The sequence below is a fragment of the Micromonospora sp. NPDC049580 genome, assembly GCF_040675595.1.
Classification (GTDB): domain Bacteria; phylum Actinomycetota; class Actinomycetes; order Mycobacteriales; family Micromonosporaceae; genus Micromonospora.
In genome coordinates this window covers 1-3,206 of the sequence record NZ_JBFAPG010000611.1, presented here as the reverse complement: position 1 = coordinate 3,206, position 3,206 = coordinate 1, and the positions used below count along the sequence as shown (strand labels likewise).

Sequence of the window (3,206 nt, the reverse complement as noted above, 5' to 3'; positions counted from 1 at the left end):
TTCGGCGCGCCCCGGCAAAGGCAGCCGGTCGACAGCTGCCGACGGCACACCAGCCGTCAGGAAGGGACCACCACCATGGATCACCAGACCAACCGCTCGGAGCCGACAGCGACCTCCGAGTCGGTCAGTCGGCGCGGACTGCTGCGCGCCGCGACCGTCTCCGCCGCCGCCGTCGGCGCCGCCGGGCTCCTCGCCGGGCCGGCGAACGCCGCGCCCGCAGGCGACACCGCCGCCCGGGGCCAGTCCCACGGCCGGCGTCGGGTGCCGGTGGACCGCATCAGCATCCAGCTCTACACGGTGCGCGACCAGCTCGCCGCCGACCTGCCGGGCACCCTGACCGCCCTGCGGCGCATCGGTTACCGGCGGGTGGAGCACGCCGGCTTCGTGGGGCGTACGGCGGCGGAGTTCCGGGCCGCGCTCGACGCGGCCGGGCTGCGCGCCACGTCCGGGCACACCGGCATCCCGCAGCCGTTCGACGCCGCCACCTGGGAACGTGCCCTCGCGGACGCCAACACGGTGGGCTGCAAGAAGATCGTCCACCCGTACTTCGGTCGGGACGCCCAGGGGCGTCCGTACCGGGACCCCGCCGTCTACCGTGCCCTGGCCCGGGATCTCAACCAGGCGGGCCGGCTGGCCGAGCGCGCCGGGCTCGATTTCGGCTACCACAACCACCAGTTGGAGTTCGTGCCGCTGACCGACGGCTCGACCGGCTTCGAGATCCTCACCGGGCAGACCGATCCCCGGCTGGTCCACTTCGAACTCGACCTGTACTGGACCTGGCGGGGCGCACACGACCCGGTCGACGTGATCCGGGCCAACCGCGGCCGGATCCGCCAGGTGCACGTCAAGGACCTGGACGTCGAGGGCGGCTTCGCGGACCTGGGCGACGGCGTCATCGACTTCGGCCGGATCTTCGACCACGAGCGGGAGGCGGGCATCGAGGAGTACATCGTGGAGCGCGACGACGCGGGCACCCCGCCGCGCGCCCCCGCCGACGCCCTTGACACCGCCCGGGTCGGCTTCGACTACCTCACCGCACTCCGGTACTGACCACCTCGGGGGACTACCTGATGATGAACCGGACCGCTTTCCTGTCCGCCCTGCTCCTGGTGTCGGCCGGCCTGGTCGCGCCGACGACGGCGGCAGCCGCCGCGCCGGCGGCCCCGCCGCCGGACAGCAGCTTCCAGAAGGTGACGCTCAACGACTTCCCCGGCGAGCCGATGAGCCTCGCCGTCCTGCCCGACCTGCGGGTGCTGCACACCTCCCGGACCGGCGAGGTCCGCATCCATGACCCGCGCACCGGGCTGAACACCATCGCCGCCGACATCCCGGTTTACGAGCACGACGAGGAGGGGTTGCAGGGCGTCGCCATCGACCCGAACTTCGCCCAGAACAAGTGGGTGTACCTCTACTACTCGCCGCCGCTGGACACGCCGGTGGACGACCCGGCGACCCCCGACGTCAACGAGGGGGACGCGCCGGCGGTCGGCACCGAGGCCGACTGGCAGCGGTTCCGGGGCGCGCTGCGGCTGTCCCGGTTCAAGCTGGACGGGATGAAGCTGAACCTCGCCAGCGAGCAGCAGATCATCGACGTGCCGACCGATCGGGGCATCTGCTGCCACGTCGGCGGCCAGATCGACTTCGACAGCAAGGGCAACCTGTACCTGTCGACCGGTGACGACACCAACCCGTTCGCCTCCGACGGCTACGTCCCGATCGACGAGCGGGCCGACCGCAACCCGGCGTACGACGCCCAGCGCACCGCGGCCAACACCAACGACCTGCGCGGCAAGCTGCTGCGCATCAAGGTGAAGGCCGGTGGCGGTTACACGGTGCCGGCCGGCAACCTGTTCAAGCCGGGCACGGCGCAGACCCGCCCGGAGATCTACGCGATGGGGCTGCGCAACGCGTTCCGGTTCGCCGTCGACCGGCGTACGGACAACGTGTACCTGGGCGACTACTCCCCCGACGCCTCCACCGCGAACCCGGCGCGCGGGCCGGCCGGACACGGCCGGTGGATGCTGATCGACAAGCCGGCGAACTACGGCTGGCCGTACTGCGTGACGCCGACGATCGCCTACCGCGACTACGACTTCGCCACCGGCGAGTCCGGTCCGAAGTTCAACTGCAAGCGACCGGTCAACGACTCACCGCACAACACCGGCAAGCGGCAACTGCCGCCGGTCCAGGCCCCGCAGGTCTGGTACGCGGCCGCCGCCTCGGCCGAGTTCCCGCAGCTGGGCACCGGCGGCATCGCCCCGATGGGCGGCCCAGCGTACGACTACGACGGGACCAGCACGTCGCGTACCCGGTGGCCGGCCTACTACGACGGGGTGCCGCTGTTCTACGAGTGGACCCGGGACTACATCAAGGAGTTCCGCCTCGACTCCGACGGGGACGTGCAGGACATCCGGCCGGTGGCGCCGTCGCTGGTGGTGGACAACCCGATGGACATGGAGTTCGGTCCGGACGGCGCGCTCTACGTGCTGGAGTACGGGGACGGCTACTTCGCCGAGAACCCGGACGCCCAGCTGTCCCGGATCGACTTCGTCCGCGGCAACCGGACGCCGATCCCGAAGATCAGCGGTACCCCGACCGTCGGGCAGGCCCCGCTGACCGTCGCGTTCTCCAGCGCCGGCACCACCGACCCGGACGGTGACAAGCTGAGCTACGCGTGGGACTTCAACGCGGACGGCTCGGTGGACAGCACCGACGCCAACCCGACCTGGACGTTCCAGGAGAACGGCTCGTACACGCCGACGCTGAAGGTGACCGACCGCACCGGGCGGTCCGCCTCGGCGACCCTGCCGCTGCTGGTCGGACCGACCGCGCCGATCATCGAGTTCGTCGCCCCGGTGGCCGGGCAGCCGTTCCAGTTCGGGCAGACCGTCGCGTACGAGGTGAAGGTCACCGACGACCTGCCGGTGGACTGCTCCCGGGTGAAGGTCACCTACGTGCTCGGGCACGACCAGCACGGGCACCCGCTCTCCACGGCGACGGGGTGCTCCGGGACGATCCCCACCTTCGTGGATGGTGGGCACAGCGGCGCGGACAATCTCACCGCGGTCTTCGTCGCCGAGTACACCGACGCGCCGACGGAGCCCGGTGTGCCGCCGCAGACCGCCACGGCGACGGTCGTGCTGGATCCCACCCCGGTGGCCGGCCTGGCCGGCTGACCCACGCACGACGAGCGGCGGCGGCCGGAG

2 protein-coding genes are annotated in these 3,206 nt (G+C 71.6%); both read left to right on the top strand.

Annotated elements, in window-relative coordinates:
• The first annotated feature begins 75 nt into the window (after positions 1–75).
• Positions 76–1,050, top strand: coding sequence for a sugar phosphate isomerase/epimerase (locus AB0J68_RS29900; RefSeq protein WP_363941949.1), 975 nt, complete (start codon positions 76–78; stop codon positions 1,048–1,050).
• A gap of 20 nt (positions 1,051–1,070) precedes the next feature.
• The gene (locus AB0J68_RS29895; RefSeq protein ID WP_363941947.1) at positions 1,071–3,176 is read left to right on the top strand and encodes a PQQ-dependent sugar dehydrogenase; all 2,106 of its coding nucleotides are present in this window, start codon (positions 1,071–1,073) and stop codon (positions 3,174–3,176) included.
• The last annotated feature ends 30 nt before the right edge of the window (positions 3,177–3,206 follow it).